This is a genomic window from Fontibacillus phaseoli, assembly GCF_003337355.1.
In the GTDB taxonomy this organism is placed as follows: Bacteria; Bacillota; Bacilli; order Paenibacillales; family Paenibacillaceae; genus Fontibacillus; species Fontibacillus phaseoli.
The window spans coordinates 1072931-1096230 of the sequence record NZ_QPJW01000001.1; the positions used below are offsets into that span (position 1 = coordinate 1072931).

The following is a 23300-nucleotide window of genomic DNA, read 5'->3' on the forward strand; positions in this document are numbered from 1 at the left end:
ACTTCATCGTGATCAGACCGGCAAAAAAGGAAGACTGCAGCAAAGCTGCGGCGCTCATGGTCGACGCGATCCATGATATCGCAATCGCATTGACGGGAGAATCCAACAAGACCAAAGTTGTAGAGCAGATGGAGAAGTTTTTCTGCGAGGAAGTCAACCGGTTAAGTTACAGGAACTGTCTGGTCAAGACAGTCGGAGAGCAGCCGGTCGGAATCGTGGCTGCCTATCACGGCAAAGACGCTCAGGCCCTTGACGCCCCGATTCTTAAGCATCTGAGGAACAGTATCGGAGGAACGTCCGCAAGATTAGATATCGAAGCTGATCCGTCCGATTATTATATCGACATGCTGAGCGTTAGTCCGGAATTCGGAGGCCGGGGCTACGGCACGGAGCTGCTGCAAGCGGCAATTCGGCTCGCAAGGGAGCAAGGCTATCGTACCGTTTCCCTGAATGTCGAAGAAAACAACGTTAAAGCGCGCAAACTTTACGAACGTCTGGGTTTTGAATGGAAGAAAGACATCGTCATTCATCATCATACCTTTGCTTATATGGTGAAGTCGTTGCAAGCGTAGTTCTATTCCCATTCTTGGAGTTCGCATTTGGCTCAAATTATTCTATCCTAAAAAAATACTTCGTCTGTTTACGTTAAGCTCGGCGGCTGTAATATGAACTGCGGTTTCTTCCAGCGCTGAAAGTATCCCTAAGATGCATGCAGGCCAAAATACGGCCGGGTTATGGTAAATTATGAACAAGGGCGGGCCGATAAAAATAAACAATCCGGCAAGCTTGTTTCCCCAAGTATGCAGAATGGCAAATGAATGATATTTGTAAGCAACTATTGCCATGTTGGCGCAACGAACGAGGGTAATGAGGATGATCCAAGGTGCGAATGAGAGAATTTCGGTTCCATGCCGTGAGATGAAATATCCCAAAATAACCCCAACCAGCATGAGATCGGCAACGGTGTCCAATCTGGCTCCAAGTTCACTTTGGGTATTCGTTTTTCGCGCAACAATCCCATCAAGCACGTCGCTTAACCCGGACAGTAGATAAATGACCGCAAATAACCCGGCATGATTGAACAAGAACAGCAAAGTTGCCACAAGAATCATTCTGCTTATTGAAATGAGATTTGCCGCATGTCTCAACAGATCTCCCCCCCTTTGAAAATGATGGTATATTAGGAATACGATAACGTCAAACAGGTACAGCCCCTATGAGTTTAACGGATTCCCCTTTGGGGTGCAAAGCATTTGATTGACGACAAAAGAGACATTCAAACTGACCATAGTGTGGATGTCTCTTTTTCCTTATGTATAAAGCTTTTCATCGGTTTCCTTCACATTTTTGGATTAGATTTTGGCACGACATTTACATAATCAATAAATCTATTGAAACTGAAAAACTCATGTCAATGTCAGTGTCAGTTTACAATATAATAACGCAAATTAGGGAGGCTGATTCAGATGATTAGATATCCGTTTTTGAAAGAAGGAACAACAATTGGTGTAACAGCACCCTCATCAGGGGTGAAGGTCGAATTACACGATATGCTCAGACTTTCCTTCAAACGTATGGAGAGGGAGGGATTCCACGTTATTTATGGAGAAACGATTTGGACTCAAAACAAAGCAAAATCTTCTCCAGCCCAAATACGTGCTATTGAATTGAATAAAATGATGAGTGATGATCAGATTGGTTTAATCATCCCACCTTGGGGCGGCGAACTTTTAATCGAAATCCTTGAATACCTTGATTTTGATAATTTTAAGAGTAAGTGGATTTTAGGTTATTCGGATACAAGTGTTTTATTGTTAGCAGTAATATTAAAAACAGGTATTGCAACTGCACATGGTACAAACCTTATTGATTTACGTGGAGATTTTTCCGATAACACAACTGCAATGTGGCAATCTGTCTTATCAACTAAAACTGGCGAATCAATCATCCAATATTCATCGGAGAAATATCAAAAGGAATGGAAACACTCTGATCCTTCGCCATGTGTCTTTCATTTAGCAGAACAAACAGAATGGAAGGCTATTCAAGATACTAATGTTAAAATATACGGTCGCTTACTCGGTGGATGTATCGATGTGATAAGACATTTAATTGGCACACCGTTTGGTGATGTACCACATTTTCAAAAGAATTGTGTAAATAATGAACCCATCTTATGGTATTTAGAGAATTGCGAACTATCGACAACTGATTTGCGCAGATCGTTAGTTCAGATGAAATTAGCAGGTTGGTTTGATAATTGTTCGGGTATTCTGTTTGGAAGAAGCGATGCAAATCAACCTATTGACAATTATACAGTGGAGGATATTTACAAAGAGCTATATGAGGAATTGCAGATTCCAATAATCTACGATATTGATTGTGGTCATGTTCCACCACAAATAACTTTTATAAACGGGGCATATGCTGAGATTGAAGTAGGAGATGGCAAAGGTTCCGTAAAGCAATCTTTTAATCAATAATTACTCCCATTCCCAATAAAACGATAAAGAGACAGCCGTTAGGTAGTCCTTAGTAAAACAGTATTTGAACGAAGTATGGCGTAGCGTAAAATGAAGCGGCGGAGAATGAAATTTTTCTCCAAGCGTTCCGCTTCCAGTAAAACGTCCTTGATTTCATCAGGTATCTCAACAAAAAAGTCCGAATTATAAAACGGGTAATAATCCCGTAGGTTGATTTTAGCCGAGAAGGAGGGGAACGACAGTGGGGCCGGACTTCGGGCCAACATGGCCCGATGTGGCAAGGCTTGTCCCATACGCTGTCAGTGAAAAAAGGGTACAAAAAAACACCAGTCCGAGAAATCGCTCGAAGGGTGTCGTATGAAAAATGGCTTTGTATACATGGAAAACCTCCATTCCCAAAGCCGCCGTTTAGATATTCTTATTTGAGCATAACAGTTGAGCCGTTAAACAACAGTTTTTCTTTCCATTAAGTGACTAACACTATAATATATTGTTTTCTATGGATGTTTTTCTTTGTACTGAAATATCAATATATAAAGCAAACCCAGCAAGTGCAACAAAAATTGATACTTTTGTAAGGAGTGCTGGCAGGGGAATTTCAATTCCTGACATTATCTGAAATACGGATTGAATAGGAAGCATTATACCTATAATTTCACAAGTTCTAAGTAACATACGGAATAAAACTAAACCAATAAAGAGTTTTCTACGTAATAGATATAGGGTAATGAACATGAGAGGGCTAATAATACCCATATCCAAAACATACGTTATCTCTGTTGTGTATACCTCAATCAGTTCTAAAGAACGGTTTGCCATTAAAGAAGAAATGATATCTGGCAACCATGCAATAAAAAGAGAAAGTCCTGAGCATATAAGGAATGTCTGCATACCTCTAGTTATTGTATATGTATATAGCGGAGATATAGCTGTGGATAGAGTATGTAAATTAAGGAGTAGCCCAAAAAACATGTAGAAGGATACTCCCATTAACATAATGTAAATCAGGTGAAAGTAGTTATAGGTTACTCCAAATGAGATGCTCATGGCATAATAGAGAATAACTCCTAAGATCGCCAAAAGGTTAATCTTGGCTTCAATTTCACTTTTCCTTTTGTTCTTTACAAGAGTAATAATTAGCAAAGGAATAACTAAAAACAACATCGTAAAATCTGTTCCAATAAAAATGGGTGCTTTAAAGAAAGAGTCGTGAGCATACACGCCTGTCCCATAAATACGTATTTTTTCACCATATTGATTGCTAATCTGATAGTCTTGATATGTGGGAAATGATAAAACTCCATTCAACGTAACTACTAATAAAAGCAATATTATAAGCATGCTCCAAATAGATAATGCCGTAATTTTATGTGCTTGTTTATTCATTAGAAATATCCTCCCCATTATAAGTCTCAACACAGCCATGAAATTTTTCCAAAAAATCTTTAACTGTGTCTATTTCCTTATCACTGAAATCGGAGAACAAAGAATTAACTCTTTGAGCAGCATTATTTGCATTATCTATAAAGTATTGATATGACTTTTTTGTTAATTCTACATTCAAAGCTCTTGAATCTTTTTGAGATTTATGAATTAATATAAATCCTTTAGATTCTAAATGAATTAGCATTTTTTTAACATTTTGTCTTGTGCTACCAATAAATGATGATATTGTATTTACGCTTTTTTCATCTGCATCCATTTTAGAAATCACTAATAGTAAAAACCATTGCTTTAGAGTCAAATCGGGTAAAATTCGATCGCCCATAATCTGCAATTTATTTGACAATAATAAGATACTTCCAAAAATAAATTCTTCCTTATCAGTTCGATCCATAGTACAACCCCCTTATGCAACCTGTTGCGTATTTATATTATAAGCAATAGGTTGCATATTGTCGATACCTATACCAATAACAACTTATGAGTATAATCCGCTAACCGGCAAGCAGGGCAAGTGTGCACACACTCGGGCCAACTTGGCCCGAAGCCTTAAAGTACAACCAACTTTGCAAGATGTTTCAAGAGTTTTGAATATTGTTTCCATAGTTTCTCATAGTCTTTTTGAAGTTCCATAATTTCAGATTGATAGGCATTATGAGCCTTTGCACATTTAACTCGTTCTAATTATTGGGACAGAAAAAGCAAAAAACAAGCGTATCGTCCACTTTGAACAATACGCTCGTTTTAGACATTTTACTTGGCAGTAGCCCATAAACAATATAGTTTTCTTATACTGTCTTATGCAGGACTGCCTTTAGACTGTCTTTTTATCGTTTTTATAGGGGCAAAAGTGCTACCAATTTCTCGTCAAAAAGATTTTTGCACCCGAAAAGAGAACCCGTTACTATGAATTGAAGGGGCTTTTTTTGATCACTGTTCTTCTTGGTTCTTCAAGCTATAATATTAACATCTTATTCGACTGGAGCCTGGCCATATACGATGGACAAAATACTAGTAATAGAAGATGATTTCAAATTACAGAAGTATATCAAGGACTATTTGGAAGCTTATGACTTCGAGGTAGAATTGGTTACTGACTTCGGCCGAGTCGTTTCCCAGGTTGAAGAGAGTAACCCGGATTTGATTCTTCTCGATATCAATCTTCCAACCTTCGACGGTTTTTATTATTTGCGGGTGTTAAGGAAAAAGTCTCATATCCCTATCATCATTCTTTCTGCACGCAGCGAAGAAGGGGAACAGATCCGCGGGATGGAATACGGTGCGGACGACTATGTGACGAAGCCGTTTCGGATCGGGATCCTTTTGGCGAAAATCAATGCCGTGCTCCGGCGCGCCCATCATCGGATGGAAGAAAGTCACTCGGCAGGAGATCTTAAACTGCTTCATGACAGCATGAAGCTGCAATGTAAAGAGCAGGTCGTGGAATTGAGCAAGAATGAATTTCGGCTGATGCACCTGTTTATGAAAAATACGGGCGGGATTGTTTCCCGCGAAGAACTGCTGGAAGCGTTATGGGATGAGCATGTATTTGTCGATGACAATACGTTGACCGTAAATATCACCCGGATTAAAAAGAAGCTAAGCCTGTACGGTCTTCATAACGTTATTACGACCAAACGGGGAGTGGGCTATGTCTTTGATCCAAGTAATCGTTAATATGCTGCGCATAAATAAAGGGATGATCTTTGTTTACGTTCTGAATACGGTTCTCCTCGTATTTTTGTCCTACATTTTCTATGACGTGAACGACATTATGTATCCGGTTCTTGTCAGCAGCTTTATTTTGGCAATATATCTCGCGATTTCTGGAGTCGGTCTATACAGAGTGAGCGGCAAACTTAATGAATGCAGGACTAGTCCGCAAGTTGAATTGGATGAGTCGAATGTACTGGACAAGCATCTATTCGGGACGATCAATGACATCCATGAGCAGTACAATACCATGATTTATGAACTTAGAAGCTCCGTCAAAGAAAGAAATACATTGTTCTCCCAGTGGATTCACAATATGAAAGGTTCGATCTCGATCATTGGCCTGGCTGCGGAACAAGGATCGCAACAAGCCATCGAAGACATTAAGGAAGAGAACGGCAAACTGATGCGGAATTTAGAAGAGTGTTTGAACCTGCTCAGGCTGGATGACTTTTCGCGGGACTATCTGCCGGCGAGAGTAAATTTGCACCTGATCGCCACGAAGGCCATAAACGCCAGAAAAAAAGATTTTATATATCAAGGCGTTTATCCAAAGGTGGAGATTGATGAAGGATTGGAAGTATTTACGGATGAAAAATGGTGCGGGTATATGCTGGAGCAAGTGTTGTCCAATGCTATCAAGTATAGTCACCGGAAAGGCTTGGTGACCATCAGGAGTGAGGTGAATGAAGATCGCGTCCTCCTCATCATTCAAGATAACGGTATCGGTATAAACCCGGAGGAGTTGCCGCGGGTATTCGATCCATTTTTTACGGGGCGGAATGGGAGGGAGCATCGCTCCGCTACGGGGATCGGCCTGTATATGGTGAAGTATATCGCGCAAAGACTTGGCCATGGCGTGAGCATGGAATCGCATAAAGGAATAGGAAGCACGTTCGCCATTTCTTTCCTTGCAAAAATGTAAGGTTATGAAAGGGAAATGCATTCATGAAGATGAGCTTTCCTTTTATACTTCTCCTATCTGACCATGAGGGGGAGCAAAAGTGGACATCATTACGATAAATCATTTGGTCAAAGTCTATAACGGGTATAAAGGGGCCAAAGGCGTAACTGCGATCGACGGAATGAATCTGAATGTGGAAAAGGGCGAGTTTGTAGGCATTATGGGACCGAGCGGAAGCGGAAAAACAACGCTGTTGAATATTTTGTCGGGTGTAGATAAAGCTACGTCCGGTGAAGTATTCATCGATGGGCAAGACATTACGAAGCTGTCCAAGGATCAGATGGCTCTGTTCAGGAGGGAGCGAATCGGATATGTTTTTCAGGATTTTAACCTGCTGGACAGTTTGACGCTGAAAGAGAACATCGCATTGCCGCTGATTCTGGACAAGCAGTCCCCGAAAGACATTGAGGACAAGCTTACCCCGCTGATGCAGTTTTTGGGCATCTTTGATTTGAAGGACAAGTATCCTTACCACATTTCCGGCGGCCAGAAGCAAAGAGTAGCGGCGGCCCGTGCGATCGTTAATGAACCTGCCGTTGTATTTGCGGACGAGCCGACAGGCAACCTGGATTCCAAGTCGGCCAATCAATTGATGAGCATTATAGCCTCGTTGAATGAAAAGTGGGGCAGCACCATCCTGATGGTATCTCATGACCCCTTCGCCGCGTCGTTCTGCAAACGGATTATTTTTATTAAAGACGGAAACGTCGAAATGGAAATCAGGTCGGCCGGGGACCGGAAGCATTTTTTTGATCAAATTTTGGAAGCGCAAAGCGTGATCGGAGGGGGGAGAGCATGACTTTCTCAACCATCGTCCGCAAGAACTTTCTGTACAATGCCAAAAAGTATCTGTCTCTCTATTTCGTTAACAGCCTTACCGTTGCAATATTGTTCATGTTCGGCAGCTTGCTTTACAATCCGGACGTCTTAAGGCAGGTGGGCGATACGTCCCTTTACGGGATCGTCCGCTTTGCATTGGTCGGAGTAGTGTTATTCGCCTTCGTCTTCATTACGTACAGCAACCTTACTTTTTTGAAATACCGGGGCAAGGAATTCGGCATGTATATCACGCTTGGGATGACGACGAAAAATCTGATCAAGATGCTGTTCCTGGAAAACATAGGCATCGTCGCAGTCTCGTTGGCGAGCGGGTTCGTTTCTGGCGGCGTATTCGGAAAACTCTTCTTCATGGGTTTGAATCAAATTCTGATTGCGAATCCGATCACTTTTGAATTGAACGGGGCGAGTCTATTATTAAGTGGCGGCATTTTCCTGATGGTGTTTGCGGGTAATTTTTTGTTCAACATGTTATATCTCCGTAAAATTTCGATAACCGACGTCCTTCAAGCCGCAAAGAAAAGAGAAATCGGCAAATACAGTACTGTGCTGGGAACTATTGCGATCATCGTATTTGCTGTATCCCTCTTTCTTTTGCCGCAATTCATGCTCGGAAAATTATCTGATGCCAGCACGTTAATCATTACTATCCTCATCGTCCTGACCATGGTTGCTCCTTACATCATCTTCGGGACGCTGATTGTCGTAATCAAGTCGGTGCTGAAACATTTCAAGAAAACGTATAACAACAACTTGATCGTGATGTCGAATTTGAGTCATCGCCTTTTGTCTTTTAAAGCAACGATGTACATTGTATCGTTGCTGATTGCCGGCGCGCTTTTTTTTATCGGCATGACTTATGCGATGTACGCCACGACCGAAGAGAACAATGACCAGGATTATCCTTTTGACGTGATGGTTGTAGAAAGTGATTTATATAACCATATGGATGCCGGAGAAATCGAATCCCTGCTGAAGGCAAATGGCAGCGACGTCGTTCAAAATAAAACGCTGGAATATTTGCAGGTGCCCGGGTTTCAGTATTATGGCGAATCTTGGGGGCTATGGGATACTCATACCATGATCATCAGCGAAGGGAATTTCAACCGGCATATGAATACCCGCTATAACTTATCGCCGGATCAAGCCCTATTCGCAAGGGTTCATCAAGAAAACAGGGAATATGTAGCGCCGGATACAATTCTTGCGGTCATGGATCCGGAAGTCATCGGCGAGGAGCTCCAGAATGACGGGAGCAAGGAGGACTTATTGCGGGCATTGGAAGATTATACTGTCAAGGAATTTAAGACCGGAAGCGTTAAGGAAGTTACGGTGCCATACATCAACAACGTGCAGACGGCCAATTCCTATTTTGGCCATGCCTTGGTCATAGACGACAAGGTATACGAGCAGATCAAGTCGGGTGTAGGGAAATCGCAGATGAACAAGGTTCATTTGCTTAAGGGGGATATCCGCGAAGATGGTTTTCAAGCGCTCGTGAATTCGCTCAGGGAACGTAACGGATTGGACTCTACTTACTGGAAGGACTCTTCATCAAGTCTTCTGAACGAAACAAATGAAGAAAGAGAGAAACTGGAGGGATTAAGACCGGTTCATAAGGATGAAGGACTGAAGCGTCAGCTGGAATCCAACGGAACCATCTTTTTTATTATCATTTTTCTTGGGGCTTTGTTCGCGATTGCTTCCGGCGTAGTATTGTATCACAAAGTGTTATCCGATATCGATGATCAGAAAGAAAGGGTACTTTCACTTAAGAGAATTGGAGTGACAAGGAAGGAAATCATCGTGATCGCTTCTAAAGAACTGGCCATGACCTTTTTCTTGCCTAGTGTTTTTGGAGTTGGTTTGGGGCTCTATTATTTCTATGTCTTGTTCAGCAACCAGAATATCGTTCTCCGATTAGTGGAAAAGGCCGGATGGGTTGCACTACTCTTCCTTGTACTGCAAGTGATGTTCTACTTTGCCAGCCGCAGGAAATATATTTCCGAATTGTGCAGGAATTTATAACGGTCGGAGATGAAAACGAAAAGACGCCGGAGACTCGATTTGGAACTCTCCGGCGTCTTTTTTACAAAAATTAATTAATAGGGGTGTGAATTTGTCTGTGGCCATATTCACTTTTTGCGGCTTTGGATGTTGCTTCGGCCGGCGGACAAAAACCGGGGTTAATGGAACATAGCCATATGGTGAATTCCGGCTCAAGCCGCGAAAGGTCGTCGAAGTAACTTGAGATCACGTGATTCAGACCTACCGCTCCATTCTGGAAAGACAGCGGGTTGAGGGCGCGAACATGACTGTAATAATACTTTTTTTCCCGTTTCGGCAGTTTGTAGATGGAGGGTGGAGCATAGGTGACGATGTCGAACTGATTGGCAACGCGGTAGCTGTTTTGAACGTAATTGGTAAAAGCTTTTGCAAACGCCGGATTGCCTACACGAGGGGATCCGAATGTATACAGGATGGGGGAGGAGAATGCGGTGTTGGCAGCCAGATCGATTGCGCATAAGGTAGCGAGTGCCGCACCCAGGCTGTGTCCTGTAATATACAACTTCTTGTCAGGCGATAAGTTGGTTAGTGCGGACATGATTCCGTCGCGGGCCGAAGAATAGATTTTCGTGAAGCCGCGATGCGTAAGACTGTCTTCCTTGATAAATTTGAATCTCATTTGTGAGGCGATGGCGTCGGAAATCCAATCCGTCGTCGAACTCGTCCCCCGAAAGGCAATAATGATCTCTTGCGGAGATTCGATGACAAATCCGAAGACTTCCCAAACCTTAGTAATCGATTTCGCTTGAATCGTATGAGTGAGCGAAAAATCCATCGGTATGACGAAGGAACCGGCTGGATTACCAAACTGTACATAGGTTTGTCCGCAAACCGCTGCCAAAAAAATCGCCCGCTTTTCAAAATCGCTTTGAGTCCCCACCTTTCATCCCGCCCTTCTTTCTTACTTATTTATGATAAGGATGAAGGAGAGGTGCTTGTCGAAGCAATCTTCAAAGATTGCAAACGTCTGCAGGACATTGGAGCCATGTGGAGGACAAGGACTGGGCTTAAAAACAAATGAACATTTCAAAAGCGAAACAATAGGTGGGGGACTTCCAAGGGGAAGGTCTTAATTTGCCTTCAAGGCACTTCTGACGGCCTCAAGATACTGGAAGCCGTAGTGCTGATCCGGTTCCAGGTAAGAGCCTTCCGCCCATTCGTTCCAAGCGTTCACGAACAGGAACTCACTATTATACAGTGACTTTGCGCGTTCGATTTGACGGGATAAATACCATTCGAACTTTTGCGGCGAGGCTCCAATCGTGCTTTGACCCAGGTAACCCATTCTGGGGGTATTGTCCCAGCCGACGAAAGCGCCCGGAATAATTTGACCGCCATCCCTGCGATGGGAGCGGTTAATGATCATTTGCCAGACATGATCGTAATCAATGACAAAATGATCGCGATCTCCCGCTTTGATCTGCCTCCGGATTTGGTTGAATCCGCCATGGGCTAAGGTGTAATGCGGCTCGAATTCTACGCCGGCATCAAACCCTTCCAGGCTGGAGAGGGGAAACCCGCCCAGGGTCCGGACAAAATAAATCCCTTTCAGCCCGTTCTCCCGGGCTAGTTGGTTCCAATGGCTCAGCATTACTCCGCAACGCGGAATATCACTCGGCCTGTAGATGAGGAATAAGGGCTTATCATCGATTCGAATATAACGCGGGTCGCGGAACATGTTCAGAAGCTCGTAAAAATGCTGAGTCCAGTCTTCTTTGTCTCCATAGCTTTGCTCCATCAAAATATGATTGTCTCCGCCATCCCCGGGGCGGGTCCAGGACTCGTTCGCCCATGACAAACAAAAAGGAATACCGGGTTCTCCCAACCAGAGCATTTGTTTAACAGGATGCTCCAGCAATTGCTTCCCTTTGAACCAGTAATGGTAGTAGCAGAATCCATAAATGCCGTATGTTTTGGCGGCTATCGCCTGCCATTGGCGCGCCGACGAATCCATCAGATCATAATAATAATTTTCGTAAGGGATTTTGGGCTGCAGATGACCCGGATATAGCGAAACCGCTTTGCTCGTATTGGTCCACTCGGTAAAACCGGTTCCCCACCAGGCGTCGTTTTCCGGTATTCGATGGAACTGCGGCAGATGAAATGCGATGACCTTCATTCGGCCAGACACCTCCTGAGGTGTTGTGCATTATTAATGGTGAAATACGACATACAGAAGTTTGGAAACCATTTGAAGGTAAGAGTAGTCGTAACGGCTTTTCCACTGAGCCCGGCTTGAAAAAGCCCGTCTCTGATCGGCATGCTCCAGATAATGGCCAAGCTGTTCCTCCAATTCTTCCTGCGAATAATACGTCACGATATCCTCGCCTGGCCCCATATATTCATACAAGTCGGGATGCGCCGCCGCAATTTGAAAAGCTCCGCAGGAGGAAGCTTCGATGATTTGACGGGGCTGTGGTTCCAGGTGAATAATCATGCCGGCCCCATTGAAATAATTGGCGCATAAGGAAGCGGAAGGTTCCTGAATCAAATGAAGATGACCGATATCCGAAAGATCGGTTTCTTGCAATGAATTATCGATCAAGATGGTTTTGCGGCTTCCGGCCGTTTTCAAAATGGTGTGTAAATACGGAATGTGTTTGGTACTGTTGCCGATAACGAGGAGATCACAGCGGAAATTATCGTCAACAGGTTTGGGATAAAATAGTTCGGTATCGGCAGAGAAGGGGAGATAGAAGACCCGCTTGCAGCCGGTACTGTGATAGAGCGGAATATGTGAGGTATGCTGGGTCATGACAACATCAAAATGAGCGGCAGCCCTGCCCGTCGCCTCCGTGGTTCCGGTGGAATCCGCTAACCAGGCCGCTTTGACGGCGGAGCTATTGGTAAGCTCTTCAAGATCAGCTTGACTGATCAACTCGGGTTGGCCTAGAAAAATGATAAGCTCGGGCTGCAACAGTGAGATTGTCGCTCCAAGGCCGGGCCCGGTCTTGATCGGAGTTACTTCTTTAACCAGATGTCTAAGTTCTTCGGCGACGAGTTGCTCTGTCCGCCAATCTTCCGCAGGCAATCCGGATAACAGCAATACCCGGATTTTCTTGTAATCTACATTATCGAACCGGGATCCCCCGTTCGGCGGGGCATATATCGGAACTTCCCTAATTTGGGCCCGCTCCAACACACCGGTTAACATCTTAGCAAGCTCTTTATCCGAGATGCGGTACCATCGGACCGGCTGCCGGGATGCCTTTTTTGAGACGCGTTGATTTTTTCTCATCATGGTCAGCATCCTGTCCTTTCCTGTCAATTATTCTGGATATTGTATGTGGGTACAGGGTATTTGTAATTGGGCAGATGTACAGCCCATGAAAAAAAAAGATCAACCCGCAAAAGCGGATCGATCTTTGCATTGAGGACGGCTATTTTGTTCTATTCTTCACGGCAGCCGCAAACCGGTCCAACGCTTCGGCAAGCAGATCGCGTGGACAAGCCAGATTGATGCGAAGGAAGCCTTCGCCTCCATGGCCATAGATGGAGCCGCTGTTAAAGGCGATCTTTGCTTCCTTGTACATAATCTGTTTTAACTCATCGGAAGAAAGACCTAGCGGGCGGCAATCCACCCATAGCAGATAGGTGCCTTCGGAGATGACAGGGGCCACGCTTGGAAGCTGCTTGGACAAATAAGAAACGGCATAATCCTGATTGGCTTTGACATATTCCAGTAAAGCGTCCAGCCATGGCTCGCTTTCATTGTACGCCGCGATCGTGGCAGACGGCCCGAAGAAGTTGACCGAGCCGAGCGAGAGCGCGTTGATCCGTTGATCAAACCGCTGTTTGAGCTGCGGGTTGGAAATGACGATAAATGAGGTTGCGAGGCCCGGGATGTTAAATGTTTTGGAAGGGGCAAGGCAGGTGATGCACCGCTGTGCAAACTCCTCCGAGAGCGAAGCGAACGGAAAATGGCGATGTTCCGGAAATACGAGATCGCAGTGAATCTCGTCGGCGATGACTTTTACGTCATATTTGACGCAAAGATCTCCCAACCGAACAAGCTCCTCCTTACTCCATACGCGTCCGCCGGGATTCTGGGGACTGCACAGCATAAGCAGCCGGGCTCCTTGTTGCATCAACGCTTCTAGCCGTGCGTAATCCATCTCGTATTGGCTGTCCTTCAGGATCAGCGGGCTTTCGGCCAGCTTCCGTCCGTTGTTCAGAATAACGTCGTAAAACGGGTTATATACAGGAGATTGCAAAATGACTTCATCCCCAGGTTCCGAAAATGTTTGGATTGCAAGGCTAAGCGAGGGGACGACGCCGGGCGAATCGGTAAGCCAGTTATCCTGGATGATCCAACCATGGCGTCTTTGAAACCAACCGGTAATGGCGTTTGTGTACGCTTCGGGGCGTACTGTATATCCGTAGATGCCTTGTGCCGCACGTTCGGTTACCGCCTGAACGATCGCAGGGGCACATTTGAAATCCATATCGGCCACCCAAAGCGGGAGGACCTCCGGATCTCCGAACAAGGCTTGGCCCTGGTCCCATTTGTAAGACAGCGTCCCCCGGCGCTGGGTTAATTCATTAAATTCATAGGTCATAAGTTATCCCGTCTTCCTTTCAGGTTAGATATTGCCTTTTTAAAAAAGGACGCGAACCGCTGAAGGTCCGCGTCAAACAGAAAGAGATGTCTGTTACAAATCGTATCCGTCTACGACAAGCTCAAGTTCTCCGGTAGTGGAGTCAATGAGCATGCCATGAACGGGTACTTGGGGGGGAAGTAATGGATGATTTTTTACAATCTCCACTGTATGGATTACCCCCTCTTTTTCATTATTAAACCCGCGTAACCATTTTTTGAGCTTGATGCCTGAGTTCTCCAGGGTGTTTAGCACATCGTCGGAAATTCCGCTCTCCTTAATAGTCCCGATCATATGCTCGGCGTTCAGCGACGCCATACCGCAGCCGGTATGACCGATAATAAACACCTCTTCCGCCTGCAACTCGTAAATAGCGACGAGCAGACTGCGCATGACGCTCCCGAACGGTTGGGAAATGACGGCGCCTGCGTTTTTGATGATTTTGGCGTCCCCGTTGCGAAGATTCAACGCTCTAGGAAGAAGCTCTACCAATCTTGTGTCCATGCAAGTGACGATGGCCATTCTTTTCTGCGGGAATTTGTCGGTAATATAGGCTTCGTATTCCTTGTTAGCGACAAAATTGCGATTGTATTCGAGAATTGTTTGAAGTCGGCTCATGCTGATCTTCCTCCTTAGAATTTGATTGACTTAGCGATGGTCGGTCAGACGTATATTCGATTTGTAAAATTGGGATACGCCGTCCAGGCGGAACGTTCCGCCGCTTTCTTCCCCGGAGAGCAGCAGTTGTTCTTCAAAAAAGACGGCTTGCATCCGGTCGATCAAAAAGTGAAAATGTTCATTTTCCACCGGAATATCATAAGCTCCGGGCGCTTCGGCAATTTGCAAGGTTGGAATGCCGCTCATGCCGCATCCGCAATCTTCCGTATCATAGACGAGGCGCATCAGTCCGGGTTTTTGTCCAAGGGCTTCGCGAATCATATGTTCCGCGCGGGAATCCAGTTCTATTTTCAACCTAGACAGCTCCTTTTAAAAGATGACGATATTTCAAAAGTAATGAAAAGGTCGTCTTAAAATTTGATTATACGTTTTGTAAAAAGTATCATCAAGAGGAATAGATAAATTCATCAGAAGAGGTGGGACTTGTCATGAAGCAGGAAACGGCAGAAAAATGGAAATCATTTCTTGAGCTTCTCCGTAAAATCGCAAGCTATCATGAAGCGGTATCGTTGATGCATTGGGATCTTCGCACCGGTGCGCCAAGAAAAGGAGCCGAAGCGCGTTCGGAAACGATCGGACTCCTTTCAACCGAAGCCTTTAAGTTGCAAACTTCAACAGCGATGGGCGAATTTCTGAGCTATCTCAATCATCAGACGGTACTCGGTGAACTGGATGAAACCGGACGGCGTCTGGTGCAACTGGTACAGGAGGAATATGACCGCAGCGTCAAAATCCCGCCGGCCAAATTCCAGGAGTATGCGGAATTGACCGCGCATGCGGAGACACTATGGGAAGATTATAAGGAAAGCGGCGATTTCGCCGGATTCGAACCTTATTTAACCCGAATCGTTGCGCTCACGCAGGAGTTCATCGATTACTGGGGACCTAAAGAAACGCGGTATGACACGTTACTTGATATGTACGAGCCCGATCTGACCGTGGAGAAGCTTGACCAAGTGTTCGGAAAGCTCCGCGATCGTCTGGTCCCTGTCGTGGACGCCATTACCTCAGCCCCTCACAAGCCGCAGGCGCCATTCCTTAACCAACTTTATGATAAAGAACAACAGAAGAAAATCGGAATCTTTTTGCTGGAACAGATCGGATACGATTTCGAGGCCGGACGGGTCGACGAGACCGTTCACCCGTTTGAGATTACGCTTAACCAGGGAGACGTGCGCATTACGACGCACTATGTGCAGGATGACGTGACCAACTCGATCTTCAGCAACCTGCATGAAGGCGGGCATGCCCTGTACGAGCAAAATGTAAGCAAAGAGCTGGCGGGGACGCCGCTTAGCCAAGGTACTTCCATGGGGATCCACGAATCCCAGTCGCGTTTCTGGGAAAACTTTGTCGGGCGCAGCCGCGACTTCTGGGAACGCTATTACGGCGATCTGCAGCAGCATTTCCCGGAACAACTCAAAGACGTTACCGTGGATGAGTTCTATCGCGGGATTAACCGCGTGGAAAATTCCCTGATCCGCATCGATGCGGATGAATTAACGTACAATCTGCACATCATCATCCGCTACGAGATCGAAAAAATGATATTCAACGAAGGACTGCCCGTCAGCGAGCTGCCTAAAGTCTGGAATGAGAAATACAAGGCTTATCTCGGACTTACTCCGCCAAACGACAGCCTCGGCGTGTTGCAAGACGTACATTGGTCGGGCGGCAGCTTCGGTTATTTCCCTTCTTATGCACTCGGCAACATGTACGCGGCGCAAATTGCGAATACGCTCAAGAATGAGCTGCCGCAGTTTGAAGGGTTTATCGCCGAGGGGAATTTCGCACCGATCAAGGAATGGCTTACCGAGAAAATTTACAAATACGGCAAATCCCTTAAACCGGCTGAAATCATCATGAATGTAACCGGGGAAGAATTGAATCCCGATTACCTTGCCGACTATTTGGAGCAAAAGTATAAAGGCATTTACGGATTGTAATCCGTTTAGCTTCACTGCGGGCTGGAGCGGGACCCTTCTCTTCTTTATGAAGAGAGGGGTCTTTTTGTGTTTATAGCTAATGTGCACTTATGGTACATTAAGCGGCTTACATCCAGGGTTACCCCTTAACCATTTGTTGGGCCGCCGCATACACTGAACCAGAATCTTATTCCTATTCAGCATGAAAGAGGTGAGTGGCGTGTTAGTTAAGCGATATTCGATTCTGGCGCTGGCACTAGTTCTACTGTTCGCGGGAGGGCTTGTCGGGTGCGGGGGCGGCAAAAAGACGACAACGGTAAAAATCGGCGAGGTGACACGCTCCGTTTTTTATGCACCGCAATACGTGGCTTTGGAGAAGGGCTTCTTTAAAGAAGAAGGTCTTGATGTGGAACTGCAGACTACCGCGGGCGGAGACAAAACCATGACCGCTTTGCTGTCGGGTGCGATCGATGTGGCGCTGGTAGGCGCGGAAACTTCGATTTATGTATATCAGCAGGGGGCCGAAGACCCGGTCATTAACTTTGCGCAGTTGACCCAGACGGACGGAACCTTCCTGGTGTCCAGGGATGAAGCCGGCGGTTTCGACTGGGCCGATCTGAAAGATAGCATCTTCCTCGGCCAGCGGAAAGGCGGCATGCCCCAGATGGCAGGCGAGTTTACGCTGAGAAAGCATGGGATCGATCCCCAGGGCGATCTGGAATTGATACAAAATATTGAGTTTGCCAATATCGCCGCGGCATTTGCGTCCGGTACGGGCCAATATGTGCAGCTCTTCGAACCCCAGGCCTCGATTTTTGAACGGGAGGGGAAAGGACATGTGGTTGCTTCTTTCGGCACGGAAAGCGGCAGGCTTCCCTATACCGTATTCATGACGAAGCAGAGCTACATTAATAAGAATAAAGAAACCGTGCAGAAATTTACGAATGCGATCCATAAAGCCCAGCTCTGGGTACAGGAGCATACCCCCGAAGAAACAGCGGTAACCATCGCCCCTTACTTCAAAGATACGGACCAGGATATCATCGTCAGTGCCGTGAAGCGTTACTTGGAGCAAGGCAGCTATGCTGAATCTCCGGTACTGGAAGAAGAAGCCTGGGACAATCTGCTCGACATTATGGAGAGTGCCGGCGAATTGAAGGCACGGGTTGAGCCCGCTAAGGTCGTAGACAATGGTTTTGCGGAATCGGCGGTGAGAATCAAGCCATAGCAGGTTGCAGAAAGGAAAGGAGCGTGAGACGAAAGTGATCCAAGTTCCTGTCGTTGAAGTGAAAGATCTGGATCTGGTGTACGTGACGGACCGCGAAGCCTTACTTGCTCTGGAAGGATTGAATTTAAGTGTCCATCCCGGCGAATTCATCAGCCTGGTTGGACCTAGCGGCTGCGGGAAAACTACGCTTCTGTCCGTCATTGCCGGATTGCTCCCCCCATCCAGGGGGGAGATTCTCGTGCATGGAAAGCCTGTCTCGGGGCCTTCGCCTGAAGTAGGGTATATGATGCAACAGGATTATCTGTTTCCGTGGCGGACCATTTTGGACAACGCCTTGTTAGGGTTGGAGCTGACGGGCCGTTTGTCTAAGAGCAGCAAGGAGGCGGTGCTGGAACTGCTGGAAGGCATGGGGCTGGGCAATACGGGGAATCTGTATCCCTATCAGTTATCCGGCGGCATGAGGCAGCGGGTGGCTTTAGTCCGCACATTGGCGACAAATCCGGACTTGCTGCTGCTGGATGAACCGTTCTCTGCCTTGGACTATCAGACCAAGCTCCAATTGGAGGATCTGGTCGTCGATACCCTGAGGCAGCGGGGAAAAACCGGCGTGCTCGTTACTCATGACCTTTCCGAGGCGATCGCCGTTAGCGACAGGGTCATCGTGCTGGCGGCCAAACCGGGCAGAATTCGCAGCACATATGCGATCCCGGACAATATCGCTCGCGCCCAGCCGTTTTATGCCCGGGAAGAAGCCGGGTTTAACGACCTGTTCCATGAAATCTGGCAGGATCTCGAATCTCTGGAAGAAAAGGAGGAATAGCCTTTGGGAGATCGTGATAAAGGGGTATCCGAAAAAACCGGTCATGCGCAAAAAGACTGGATCCGTGAGAAGTATCATCAGCATAAGAAGACGAAACGGCGGATGAGCCGCCTTGTTTTGTCCACGCAGCTGCTGCTGCTTATCGCCCTCATCGGCTTATGGGAGTTAGCCGGACGGCTCAGATGGGTTGACGTCCTGATCTTCAGTTACCCGTCCAAAGTCGGCAGGCAAATTTTGAAGGATGCGCTTAACGGGGAACTATGGCCGCATTTGGCAATGACGGTAGGCGAAACGGCCGTCGGCTTCTTGCTCGGCACGCTGCTCGGAACGCTGTTGGCGGTATTGATCTGGTGGTCTCCTTTCCTGTCGCGGGTGCTTGATCCATACATGGTCGTTTTCAACAGCATGCCGAAAGTCGCGCTCGGGCCGATCTTTATCGTGTTGTTCGGAGCCGGGTTTACGGCGATCGTAGTGACGACGCTCTCCATCACCGTGATCGTCACCACGTTGGTGGTCTACAACAGTTTCACTGAAGTCGACAAGAACCTGGTTAAGGTCATTCGAACGTTTGGCGGAAACCGCCGTGATATTTTCACTAAAGCCATTCTTCCGGCTTCGTTCCCCGCTATCGTGTCCACGTTAAAAGTCAACGTCGGCATGGCTTGGGTCGGCGTCATCGTAGGGGAATTCCTTGTGGCGAAAATCGGCCTCGGCTACTTGATCGTCTACGGATTTCAAGTGTTCAACTTTACGCTGGTACTGTCCAGCCTGGTCATCATCGCCGTGGTGGCGACCGGGATGTATCAGCTTGTGGTCTATCTGGAACGAAAGTTGCTCAAGGATCGATAATGCTCCTTTTCTGCTAGCGCCGCCAGGCTGGGCCCGGCGGTTATGTTCTTTATTGATCGCTGTATGGAATGAGTGCGTACCGGAAAAGAAAGATATGGAATAAAGTCCCGATAGACTCGATACTCTTTGGCAGCGGTTGGTCGTTGTATTGAATAGGCAACTGATTTTTTTCCGTGTTTCGGAAGCGACTTAACTGGAATATATCCAATTAATGCGGAACCTCGGGTGAATCCTCAATTTCATAGGTAGGGCTTCATAAAAACTGTTATTACCCCGTATTGTACGCCTGAACGAAATCAAGTACGATAAAGATTAAGACTTTTCACTTTATGACGTAAAGGACAGGGTGGTTTTATGGGGTTTAGGGTCATAAAAACGGCGATCGCCACATTGGTGGCGATTATAGTAGCGGATGCGGTAGGCATTCAGGGGGCTCTGTCCGCAGGATTGCTGGCGATCCTCGGCGTGGACGTTACCCGGAAACGGAGCATCGCCACCGTCTCTTCCCGGTTTTTCGCTTCTGCACTGGGTCTAATTCTCGCGTTCGCACTATTTTATTTGTTGGGATTTCATATTTGGGTGCTGGTTGTTTACATTCTGATCGCCTTCCCGTTGATCACAAGAGCCCACTTCAAAGAGGGAATCGTAACTAGTTCCGTTGTGGTGTTCCGCGTTTTTGGCGGAGAGGAACTGAGCTTCGCCGTGATGCTGACGCAAATCGAGCTCCTGGTCATCGGGTTGGGCGCGGCCATGCTGGTGAATTTGGCTTACATGCCGAAAGCGGAGGACAAGCTGCTGGAGATCCGCCGCAAGGTGGACGGGCTGTTTTCGGTCATCTTCGGTCATATCGCCGAGTCGCTTCGCGATCCTTACCATGTGTGGGACGGCAAAGAACTGATCGAAGCCGCCAAACTTGTGGACGGCGGATTGACTTCGGCTATACGTGCCTTGGAGAATCAGCTCATTTCGCCGAGCGACACTTGGTCCGTCTACTTTTATATGCGAAAGGAACAACTAGGCCGCATCGAAAGTATGCTTGAGCTGATTTCTTTGGTCTACCAACGCATGCCGCAAGGAGAAATAACAGCACTGCTGTTCGACCGTCTCAGTGAGGATGTAAGCAGTGAAGGGTATACGGGGCAGACCGAGCACATGCTGGCCGAATTGGAGCAGGAGTTTAAGAGAATGGAACTGCCATCGACGCGGGAAGAGTTCGAAATGCGCTCCGCGATCCTTCAACTCTGCCGGGAGTTGTCCAATTACCTCAATATTGCCAAAAAAGATAAAGCCCCTGCTTCGCTCAAACTGTACAGCAAGGCCTAGGCGCCGAAGGAATAGTGCTGAAATAATATGAAAAATGATAAGCCGTTCCTTTGGGGACGGCTTTTTTTCCACTCGTACATATTTATTTATCATGGGCTATTCAACATTCGCCCAGTTCCTGCATACATATGTAATGAATGATGTATGGAGGAGGTTTAAATCATGTCATCGAAATATCAAAGTAGAGAGATCATCACGAAAGCGATCTGCGGAAAAGGTCGTAAGTTCTCTACCGTAACACATACCGTGACTCCGCCTCATAAACCGTCGAGCATACTGGGGGCCTGGATTATCAACCACCAGTACGAAGCGGTAGCAGCCGGAGACGGAATTGAAGTTATTGGTACTTACGATATCAACATCTGGTATTCCTACGACAGAAACTCGCAGACGGAAGTAGCTAAAGAGACGGTATCTTATGTAGAAAATGTGCCGCTGAGTTATCTCGATTCCAGACACCGGGCTTCAACGGTCGAGGTTACTGCGGAGGCAACGCAGGAACCAAGCACTGTCGAAGCAAGCGTATCGGGCGACGGCCGCGTAGCGATCCGCGTGGAGCGTGAGTTCGCAGTTGAATTGGTGGCCGAAACCAAGTTGCATGTTCTTGTCGTGCCAGGCGGGGACGACGGAGATAAAGACTTTGATTTTGGATCCGAGCTCGGCGATTACGAAGATCTGGATCCGGATCTCCTCGACGACGAACTGTAATAGGCTGTGGCTGTTTTAACCTTCCCGGCAATATTGAATAAGTAGTTATGGTCTACTATATGCAGCAGGGGCGTCGTCGTCGAGGGCGGCTGCCCTCTTTTTGTTTATTTTGCGGAAAAATTTAGGGCGGCCGTCATGCAGCTTGCCCGGGCGGGGAGGAGATCATGTGGACGAGTGTAATCCTGTGATCCATGTAATTAACATCCATTTGGACCCTGGAGCATTCCGGAGCAGGCTGCTGCGGGCCTTAGAGAACACGGGAGGGCCTTACCGGGTATTGCGTAATCCGGCTGCATCAAGGTCCGGTTCCCCGGAAAAGGCTGGGGAGACGATTTGTATCGGAACGCCGGAGGCATTTTTCGGGCAGAAAATGAAGGTCTGGAGCATTAACGGAAGCTTGGAAAGATTTCGGGCTGCATCGATGAACAACAAAGAAAAGCGGCTTGAAGCCGCCGGTCTTACGGCTTCCTTGAACGGCCGGAAAGAGCTGCCCGGAATAGGATTCTACCGCCGTTATGCGGTTAGTGTATTCCATTTGCAGGCGCTTGGAGCGACGCCGCTTCAGCCTGGGGGAGTGGCGCTTCCGACTCCCGGAAGCGCCGGGCAATTAGACCCCGAATCCCCTTTATGGAAGAGATTGGCTAAAACCGCTGTAAGGGCTCTATACGTTTTTGGGCTTGATCTTGGCGAAGTCGTGATCCGCGCCGGAGAAGAAGGGAAATTCTCCGTAGAAACGATTCATCCGGAACCGGTTCATGGGGGGATGTCCTCGGCTGAGCAGGTTGCGGGGGCTGTGACGCGTATGCTCCTCGAACTGGAACAATCCTCTGGCGTTCAGCCGTCCCGGGAGCGATTGATCGGGATGGATCCGGAGTTCCTGCTTTTTAACGGCAATACGGGGAAAGTGGTGCCGGCTTCCCGGTATTTGGATCGGCGCGGCATCGCCGGCTGCGACGTTCTGCGTTACCGCGGACGCCGGCTGTTTCCGTTGGCCGAGCTGCGCCCCGAGCCGGGAAACGAGCCGCGCGAGCTGCTTCGCCATCTGCTGCGCGCCTTTCAGGCAGCGCAGGAGGCGATTACCGACGGCGGGTTGCTCTGGCAAGCCGGAAGCATGCCGCAGCGGGGCTTTCCTCTCGGCGGACATCTGCATTTCAGCGGGGTTCCGTTAACAAGCGAGTTGCTTCGCACGCTGGATAATTATCTTGCCTTTCCCGTAGCGCTGCTTGAGGATACGAGCAGCGCAAGGCGGCGTCCGTATTACGGGTTTCTAGGAGACTTCCGGCTGCAAACCTACGGTGAACATGGCTACGGATTCGAGTACCGTACCTTGCCCAGCTTTCTGATTTCGCCGCTTGTGACCAAGGGAGTTGTCGCCATGGCCCGATTGATTACTGAGGACTACCGGGGAATGACGAAGTATCCATTGCAAGAAGATAGGTTGTTCCATGCCTTTTATACCGGGAACAAAGCCCTGTTGCGCCAGGCATGGCCGCAGTTGGCCGACGATCTCACCGCTGCGCCGTCTTATTCCCGCTATGAGGAGTATATCGCTCCCTTTTTGGATGCCGTGGAATCCGGGACCAGTTGGGACGAATCCGCCGATATCCGGCGGTCGTGGCGGCTGCAAATGAACTCGTAAGCCTCCTTGCCTTTCTGTTATAATA

At 47.3% G+C, this 23300-nt stretch carries 22 protein-coding genes; 13 read left to right on the plus strand and 9 right to left on the minus strand.

The window, feature by feature from the left end; genetic code table 11:
* The first annotated feature begins 8 nt into the window (after window positions 1–8).
* On the plus strand, window positions 9–572 hold the full coding sequence (locus DFP94_RS05315) for a GNAT family N-acetyltransferase (protein WP_114495351.1): 564 nt from the start codon (window positions 9–11) through the stop codon (window positions 570–572).
* A gap of 42 nt (window positions 573–614) precedes the next feature.
* Here the strand turns inward: DFP94_RS05315 and DFP94_RS05320 are convergent, their stop codons facing one another.
* Window positions 615–1148: a CDP-alcohol phosphatidyltransferase family protein gene (locus DFP94_RS05320; RefSeq protein WP_220270891.1), complete on the minus strand. Its 534-nt coding sequence runs from the start codon at window positions 1146–1148 to the stop codon at window positions 615–617.
* A gap of 318 nt (window positions 1149–1466) precedes the next feature.
* Here DFP94_RS05320 and DFP94_RS05325 point away from each other — a divergent pair, with 318 nt between their 5' ends.
* Window positions 1467–2483 carry a S66 family peptidase gene (locus DFP94_RS05325; protein WP_114495352.1) on the plus strand — a complete coding sequence of 339 codons (1017 nt, stop codon included), beginning with the start codon at window positions 1467–1469 and terminating at the stop codon, window positions 2481–2483.
* A 480-nt stretch (window positions 2484–2963) separates the two neighbouring features.
* On the opposite strand, the gene DFP94_RS05335 is transcribed toward DFP94_RS05325, so the two are convergent.
* Both DFP94_RS05335 and DFP94_RS05340 read right to left on the minus strand, forming a co-directional pair.
* Window positions 2964–3869, minus strand: coding sequence for a hypothetical protein (locus DFP94_RS05335; protein WP_220270892.1), 906 nt, complete (start codon window positions 3867–3869; stop codon window positions 2964–2966).
* Window positions 3862–4320, minus strand: a complete 459-nt coding sequence (locus DFP94_RS05340) for a MarR family winged helix-turn-helix transcriptional regulator (protein WP_114495354.1) — start codon at window positions 4318–4320, stop codon at window positions 3862–3864. Before DFP94_RS05340 ends, DFP94_RS05335 begins: the two co-directional genes overlap by 8 nt.
* Window positions 4321–4925: 605 nt before the next feature.
* Here DFP94_RS05340 and DFP94_RS05345 point away from each other — a divergent pair.
* The 4 genes from DFP94_RS05345 to DFP94_RS05360 all read left to right on the plus strand — a co-directional run bounded on the left by DFP94_RS05345 (window position 4926) and on the right by DFP94_RS05360 (window position 9468).
* Entirely contained in the window at window positions 4926–5603 is a 678-nt protein-coding gene (locus DFP94_RS05345; protein WP_114495355.1) for a response regulator transcription factor, read from the plus strand.
* Window positions 5584–6564, plus strand: a complete 981-nt coding sequence (locus tag DFP94_RS05350; RefSeq protein ID WP_181873024.1) for a sensor histidine kinase — start codon at window positions 5584–5586, stop codon at window positions 6562–6564. The genes DFP94_RS05345 and DFP94_RS05350 overlap by 20 nt, the downstream gene beginning before the upstream one ends.
* A 79-nt stretch (window positions 6565–6643) precedes the next feature.
* Window positions 6644–7402, plus strand: coding sequence for an ABC transporter ATP-binding protein (locus tag DFP94_RS05355; RefSeq protein ID WP_220270893.1), 759 nt, complete (start codon window positions 6644–6646; stop codon window positions 7400–7402).
* Window positions 7399–9468, plus strand: coding sequence for an ABC transporter permease (locus tag DFP94_RS05360; protein WP_114495357.1), 2070 nt, complete (start codon window positions 7399–7401; stop codon window positions 9466–9468). The genes DFP94_RS05355 and DFP94_RS05360 overlap by 4 nt, the downstream gene beginning before the upstream one ends.
* Before the next feature lie 70 nt (window positions 9469–9538).
* On the opposite strand, the gene DFP94_RS05365 is transcribed toward DFP94_RS05360, so the two are convergent.
* The 6 genes from DFP94_RS05365 to DFP94_RS05390 all read right to left on the minus strand — a co-directional run bounded on the left by DFP94_RS05365 (window position 9539) and on the right by DFP94_RS05390 (window position 15077).
* Window positions 9539–10387 carry a lipase family protein gene (locus DFP94_RS05365; RefSeq protein ID WP_114495358.1) on the minus strand — a complete coding sequence of 283 codons (849 nt, stop codon included), beginning with the start codon at window positions 10385–10387 and terminating at the stop codon, window positions 9539–9541.
* Window positions 10388–10576: 189 nt separating this feature from the next.
* Complete coding sequence (locus DFP94_RS05370) at window positions 10577–11626, minus strand: glycosyltransferase WbsX family protein (protein ID WP_114495359.1); 1050 nt, start codon at window positions 11624–11626, stop codon at window positions 10577–10579.
* A gap of 33 nt (window positions 11627–11659) precedes the next feature.
* Window positions 11660–12748 carry a glycosyltransferase family protein gene (locus tag DFP94_RS05375; protein ID WP_181873025.1) on the minus strand — a complete coding sequence of 363 codons (1089 nt, stop codon included), beginning with the start codon at window positions 12746–12748 and terminating at the stop codon, window positions 11660–11662.
* A gap of 139 nt (window positions 12749–12887) precedes the next feature.
* Window positions 12888–14066, minus strand: coding sequence for a MalY/PatB family protein (locus tag DFP94_RS05380; RefSeq protein WP_114495361.1), 1179 nt, complete (start codon window positions 14064–14066; stop codon window positions 12888–12890).
* A gap of 93 nt (window positions 14067–14159) precedes the next feature.
* Window positions 14160–14723: a beta-class carbonic anhydrase gene (locus DFP94_RS05385; RefSeq protein ID WP_114495362.1), complete on the minus strand. Its 564-nt coding sequence runs from the start codon at window positions 14721–14723 to the stop codon at window positions 14160–14162.
* Between the two features lie 30 nt (window positions 14724–14753).
* Window positions 14754–15077 carry an iron-sulfur cluster biosynthesis family protein gene (locus DFP94_RS05390; RefSeq protein ID WP_114495363.1) on the minus strand — a complete coding sequence of 108 codons (324 nt, stop codon included), beginning with the start codon at window positions 15075–15077 and terminating at the stop codon, window positions 14754–14756.
* Window positions 15078–15211: 134 nt separating this feature from the next.
* Between DFP94_RS05390 and DFP94_RS05395 the strand changes: the two genes are divergently transcribed.
* The 7 genes from DFP94_RS05395 to DFP94_RS05425 all read left to right on the plus strand — a co-directional run bounded on the left by DFP94_RS05395 (window position 15212) and on the right by DFP94_RS05425 (window position 23275).
* The gene (locus DFP94_RS05395) at window positions 15212–16729 is read left to right on the plus strand and encodes a carboxypeptidase M32 (RefSeq protein WP_114495364.1); all 1518 of its coding nucleotides are present in this window, start codon (window positions 15212–15214) and stop codon (window positions 16727–16729) included.
* 181 nt (window positions 16730–16910) lie between these two features.
* Window positions 16911–17936, plus strand: coding sequence for an ABC transporter substrate-binding protein (locus DFP94_RS05400; RefSeq protein ID WP_114495365.1), 1026 nt, complete (start codon window positions 16911–16913; stop codon window positions 17934–17936).
* A 34-nt stretch (window positions 17937–17970) separates the two neighbouring features.
* Complete coding sequence (locus tag DFP94_RS05405) at window positions 17971–18756, plus strand: ABC transporter ATP-binding protein (protein ID WP_245954490.1); 786 nt, start codon at window positions 17971–17973, stop codon at window positions 18754–18756.
* Window positions 18757–18858: 102 nt separating this feature from the next.
* Window positions 18859–19605, plus strand: a complete 747-nt coding sequence (locus DFP94_RS05410; RefSeq protein ID WP_114495794.1) for an ABC transporter permease — start codon at window positions 18859–18861, stop codon at window positions 19603–19605.
* A 354-nt stretch (window positions 19606–19959) separates the two neighbouring features.
* Window positions 19960–20928, plus strand: a complete 969-nt coding sequence (locus tag DFP94_RS05415) for an aromatic acid exporter family protein (RefSeq protein ID WP_114495366.1) — start codon at window positions 19960–19962, stop codon at window positions 20926–20928.
* 162 nt (window positions 20929–21090) lie between these two features.
* Entirely contained in the window at window positions 21091–21636 is a 546-nt protein-coding gene (gene cotE / locus DFP94_RS05420) for an outer spore coat protein CotE (RefSeq protein WP_114495367.1), read from the plus strand.
* A gap of 166 nt (window positions 21637–21802) precedes the next feature.
* Complete coding sequence (locus DFP94_RS05425; protein ID WP_245954491.1) at window positions 21803–23275, plus strand: putative amidoligase domain-containing protein; 1473 nt, start codon at window positions 21803–21805, stop codon at window positions 23273–23275.
* Window positions 23276–23300 lie beyond the last annotated feature (25 nt).